The organism is Pseudomonas sp. 18.1.10 (assembly GCF_024655625.1).
Taxonomy (GTDB): Bacteria; Pseudomonadota; Gammaproteobacteria; order Pseudomonadales; family Pseudomonadaceae; genus Aquipseudomonas.
This window is the reverse complement of the sequence record NZ_JANLGL010000337.1, coordinates 1-4,243: the sequence shown is the minus strand read 5'-3', so window position 1 is coordinate 4,243 and position 4,243 is coordinate 1. Positions and strand designations below refer to the sequence as shown.

Genomic DNA, 4,243 nt, shown 5'->3' with positions numbered 1-4,243 from the left:
ACCCACCGCTTTCGCGAGCAAGCCCGCTCCCACACAAGCCCGCTCCCACATTTGGCCTGTGTCCAGTCAGAGGTATTTGAGCCAAGCCAGGTCGCGGCGCCGTGCTTTAAGGTCCGCAAACCAACGCACGGGCGGATACAGCACCAACGGCAACAACAGCGCGACCAGCCAAATTGCGCCCATACCGTCTGCGCCAAAATAGCTGCCTTGATTGAGGCCAAACAACGCAACACAAGCAACATAGAGCACTTTCAACACATACAGATGCAGCAGATAAAAGAACATCGGCGCCGCCCCAAACGTCGCCAGCATGCCAATCCACCGCTTATGCCCCACACGCTCAAACGCCAGCAACAGCAGCAACCCCATCCCCAGCGTCAACGCCAGGAACAACAGCGAAGGCGGATACTTGGTCACGTTGAAAAAACTCATCAGCGTCTGCACACCACTCTCATACGCCTGCCAAGGCTTCTCGCCGTAGCCATTGAGCGCACGCAACAGCACAAACCCAACCAACGCCGCCACGCCTGCCAACGCCAGGTAGCGCTGACGCAACGCCGGCTGCACTCCATTGGCAAACCACGGGCCCAGGCCATAGCCCAGCGCAATCACGCCGATCCACGGCAACACCGGGTAGGTGATACGCAGGCGCAGGTTGTCACCGACGTCGATCCAGCTGCGTTCATGCAGGATTGCCCAGCCATTTTGCAGCAGCGAACCTGGCGCGAAGTGCAGGCCGTCCAGCAGGTTGTGCCCGCCAATCAGGGCAATCGCCACCGCGAACAACAGCGGGCGCGGCAGCCACACCAATGCGGCAAGGGCGAGCATGCTCACACCAATCGCCCAGATCACTTGCAGGTAGATCACGCTGGGCGGCAGTTGGAAGGTCCAGGCGAAGTTGACCAGGGTGAATTCCAGCACCACCAGGAACAACCCGCGCTTGAACAGGAACGCCGACACGTCGCGGCGGCCTTGGTATTTCTGGCCGTACAGCCACGCCGACAAGCCGGTGAGCAAGACAAACACCGGGGCGCACAGGTGGGCGAGGGTGCGGCTGATAAACAACGCCGGCTCGGTGCTGTCGATGCTCATCGGGTCGCTGACCTGGCGGTGCAGCAGGAAGGTTTCGCGCACGTGGTCCAGCAGCATGAACAGGATCACCAGGCCGCGCAGGGCGTCGATGGAAAGCAGGCGTTGGCGCAGGGGGACAGCGTCGGGCATGGGCAGGGATCGCAGGGTAGGGTGGAAATTGGGTGTTATCCTATAACATTAATCTGCCTGCTGCCGGGTTCTAGGCCACGCCTCGATCAAAACTGTGGGAGCGGGCTTGCCCGCGAAGGCGTCGTGTCAGTCACCACAAATGCTGGCTGAGCCATAGCTATCGCAGGCAAGCCAGCTCCCACATTGGGCCGCGTCGTCTGTTCGACTCTGCTAACGTCTGCCAAATCGCTTACGCAGGTATTTACCATGACCACCGCAAAATCCGTCATCGACTTCTGGCAAAACGCCGGCCCCCAGCGTTGGTTCGCCAAGGACGAGGCCTTCGACGCCCGCTTTCGCGACACCTTCCACAGCGCCCACCTGCAAGCCGCCCGCCGCGAGCTGGAAAGCTGGCTGGACTCGGCAGAAGGCGCCCTGGCGCTGCTGATCCTGCTCGACCAATACCCGCGCAATGCCTTTCGCGGCACGGCCCATATGTTCGCCACCGATCCGTTGGCCCGCCTGTATGCCGGGCGCATGATCGATGCCGGGTGGGATCAGTTGATCGTGCCTGCCTTGCGTGCGTTCTGCTACCTGCCGTTCGAGCATTCGGAAGACCCGGCGGACCAGCAGCGTTCCCTGGCCCTCAACCAGACGCTGGACGCCAACACCTACCACTGGGCCAAGGAGCACGCCGAGATTATCCAGCGCTTTGGGCGGTTTCCTCATCGCAACCAGGTGTTGGCCCGCGCCAGCACTGAGGAGGAGCAGGCTTTTTTGGACAAGGGTGGGTTCGCCGGATAGGTCATTCCCGCCAGGAATGCCCCTATAAAAACCTACCATTGTCTTTCCCGCCGCAGATCTCGTAGCGTGGGCTTTCATCCAAGGAGCCTCACCATGACCCAACCTCAGTTGCGCCTGTACGTTGATGCCCAGTACACCAGCCCTTACGCGATGTCGGTGTTTGTCACCCTGCGGGAAAAGGGCCTGGCGTTTGATACCGTGACCGTCGATCTGGACACCGCGCAACACCAGACGACCGACTTTGCCAGGCTGTCCCTGACCCAGCGCGTGCCCACCCTGGAGGAGGGCGATTTTGCACTGTCGGAATCGTCGGCGATCACTGAATACCTGGAAGAGATCCATCCCGAGACAGCGGTGTACCCGGCCGACCCCAAGCAGCGCGCGCGGGCGCGGCAGGTGCAGGCGTGGCTGCGCAGCGATTTGCTGGCGATTCGCCAGGAGCGTTCGACGCTGGTGGTGTTTTGCGGGCAGAAGATGCCGCCGTTATCGCCCGTGGCCCAGGCGGCAGCGCAGAAGTTGATCGCTGCGGCGCAAGCATTGTTGGCAGGTAACCCCGACTACCTGTTTGGCACCTGGTCGATTGTCGACGTGGACCTGGCAGTGATGCTCAATCGCCTGATCCTCAACGGTGACAGCGTGCCCGCCGAGATGGTCGTCTATGCGCAACGCCAGTGGCAACGGCCGTCGGTGCAGGCCTGGGTCAACCTGCCGCGCCCTGCGCTCTAGGGGTTACAGCCATTCCTGGGCGACGCGGCGGTCCAGGTCTTCCCAGTCCGCCATGCCCAGCACCCGCGTGGTGTTCAAGCCGCGCAGGTAACCGCGCAACTGTTGGGCGCTGGCGCAGCGCAGATCGGCGTCGGCCGTTTCGTCCTGCAATACGCTTTCATAATCGACCAGGTAATCGGCGATCCGCTCGCGAAACTCCGGTAGAACGGCTTCGCGGATGCGGTCGAAGGTTTTCTGGTGGGGCTTCATGGTCGGGTCCTTATCTATTTTTATGTAGGCACTATCGGTTCAGATAATAGTCACCATCACCGATTGCAAGTTCTGTTTTTTCAGCAAAAGCGCAAAATTGCCCCATCGAAACGCTGTTCAAGGAAATGCGCGATGAGGACGATTATCCAGCTGGCATTGATGGCCCTGATGCTGGGCACTGTGGCCGTAAACAACGCCGCCATTGCCGATGAACTGCGAACAGGCCATTTGCTACCCATCGACGCTAGCGTAGACTCCCTGCAGCACGCGCAATCGGTCGGTGTGTTGTTGAGTGATAGCACCCGCGACAACCTCAGCTACCTTGAACGCTACCACGACATGGCCTTGAACGGCGCCAAGGATGCCCTCGACGAGCGTATCCGCCAGGCGTTCGTCAACAGCTCCGACCCGGAACTGGCCATCGATTGGCTGATGGGCTCGCTGCAAGGCGCCTTTGTGTCAGTGACGGTGTATGACACGCTGGATGCCTTGGTGCAGGCGCACCCGGATGTAGTGGTGATGCTCGATACCCATAACCAACTGCTGACCCAGCGTAACGACAGGGTCGAGGCACGGTTTATTGCGCGGTTCTATAACGCGAACCTGCAATACATCGCCAAGGCCGAAGGCTCGGTGTACAAGCACGTGCCGTCGGTGTGGGTGCATGACAAGGCGGCCCCCGAGATTGCCGCGCAGATCGAGCAGCAGCGGGATGTACAGCAAGCGGCCTTGCGTCAGTTTGATGCATCGCTCAAGGCGTTGGTCCAAGCCGGTTGATGTGATTTTTTGATTATTTTCCAGGAATTTCTATGCGCTCTTTTTTCGTCCCGGCCCTGGCCTTTGCTTCGTTGTGGCTGGCTGGTTGTGTGTCTGCTCCCAATGCTCCGACGCTGACCCTGCAAACCACCAAGACGCCCGAAGGTTATACCCAATGCGTGCTGCCCAAGCTGGAAAAGCACGGCATCACCTCGACGGTCACGCAGAACTCGCGCCACGCCAAAGTGGTGTTGACCAGCAAGATTGCCGCGGATGATGTGCTGGAGGCGTACAAGAGCCAGGATGGCACCAAGGTGTTCCTGTATGAGCGCAAGCCGCTGGCTTCCACGCTGACGCCGTCGCGGTTGGAGTTGGTGGCGCAGGAGTGCAAGTAGTCTGCACAGCACCAATCCACTGTTGAGCGGGGTTTGTGTGGGAGCGGGCTTGCTCGCGAAGACGGAGTGTCAGTCGCTGAGTGTGTTGGTTGACCCACCGCTTTCGCGCTGTC

6 protein-coding genes are annotated in these 4,243 nt (G+C 60.4%); 4 read left to right on the top strand and 2 right to left on the bottom strand.

The window, feature by feature from the left end; genetic code table 11:
- Positions 1 to 66: 66 nt before the first annotated feature.
- Complete coding sequence (locus NUV89_RS28125; RefSeq protein WP_257783887.1) at positions 67 to 1,221, bottom strand: DUF1624 domain-containing protein; 1,155 nt, start codon at positions 1,219 to 1,221, stop codon at positions 67 to 69.
- A gap of 246 nt (positions 1,222 to 1,467) precedes the next feature.
- On the opposite strand from NUV89_RS28125, the gene NUV89_RS28120 reads away from it, so the two are divergent.
- Both NUV89_RS28120 and yfcF read left to right on the top strand, forming a co-directional pair.
- On the top strand, positions 1,468 to 2,004 hold the full coding sequence (locus NUV89_RS28120; protein ID WP_257783886.1) for a DUF924 family protein: 537 nt from the start codon (positions 1,468 to 1,470) through the stop codon (positions 2,002 to 2,004).
- 93 nt (positions 2,005 to 2,097) lie between these two features.
- The gene (gene yfcF / locus NUV89_RS28115; RefSeq protein ID WP_257783885.1) at positions 2,098 to 2,730 is read left to right on the top strand and encodes a glutathione transferase; all 633 of its coding nucleotides are present in this window, start codon (positions 2,098 to 2,100) and stop codon (positions 2,728 to 2,730) included.
- A 3-nt stretch (positions 2,731 to 2,733) separates the two neighbouring features.
- Here yfcF and NUV89_RS28110 read toward each other — a convergent pair whose 3' ends face one another.
- Positions 2,734 to 2,979: a hypothetical protein gene (locus NUV89_RS28110; protein WP_257783884.1), complete on the bottom strand. Its 246-nt coding sequence runs from the start codon at positions 2,977 to 2,979 to the stop codon at positions 2,734 to 2,736.
- Positions 2,980 to 3,111: 132 nt separating this feature from the next.
- On the opposite strand from NUV89_RS28110, the gene NUV89_RS28105 reads away from it, so the two are divergent.
- Both NUV89_RS28105 and NUV89_RS28100 read left to right on the top strand, forming a co-directional pair.
- Positions 3,112 to 3,756 (top strand): ATPase, encoded by a 645-nt coding sequence (locus NUV89_RS28105; RefSeq protein WP_257783883.1) that lies wholly within the window; start codon positions 3,112 to 3,114, stop codon positions 3,754 to 3,756.
- Positions 3,757 to 3,788: 32 nt separating this feature from the next.
- Positions 3,789 to 4,130, top strand: a complete 342-nt coding sequence (locus NUV89_RS28100) for a hypothetical protein (RefSeq protein ID WP_017738944.1) — start codon at positions 3,789 to 3,791, stop codon at positions 4,128 to 4,130.
- The last annotated feature ends 113 nt before the right edge of the window (positions 4,131 to 4,243 follow it).

Bases quoted from the DNA above. Each gene is read 5' to 3' on its own strand.
- NUV89_RS28125 (WP_257783887.1), bottom strand. From the start codon at position 1,221: ATGCCCGACGCTGTCCCCCTGCGCCAACGCCTGCTTTCCATCGACGCC.
- NUV89_RS28120 (WP_257783886.1), top strand. From the start codon at position 1,468: ATGACCACCGCAAAATCCGTCATCGACTTCTGGCAAAACGCCGGCCCC.
- NUV89_RS28105 (WP_257783883.1), top strand. From the start codon at position 3,112: ATGAGGACGATTATCCAGCTGGCATTGATGGCCCTGATGCTGGGCACT.
- NUV89_RS28110 (WP_257783884.1), bottom strand. From the start codon at position 2,979: ATGAAGCCCCACCAGAAAACCTTCGACCGCATCCGCGAAGCCGTTCTA.
- yfcF (WP_257783885.1), top strand. From the start codon at position 2,098: ATGACCCAACCTCAGTTGCGCCTGTACGTTGATGCCCAGTACACCAGC.
- NUV89_RS28100 (WP_017738944.1), top strand. From the start codon at position 3,789: ATGCGCTCTTTTTTCGTCCCGGCCCTGGCCTTTGCTTCGTTGTGGCTG.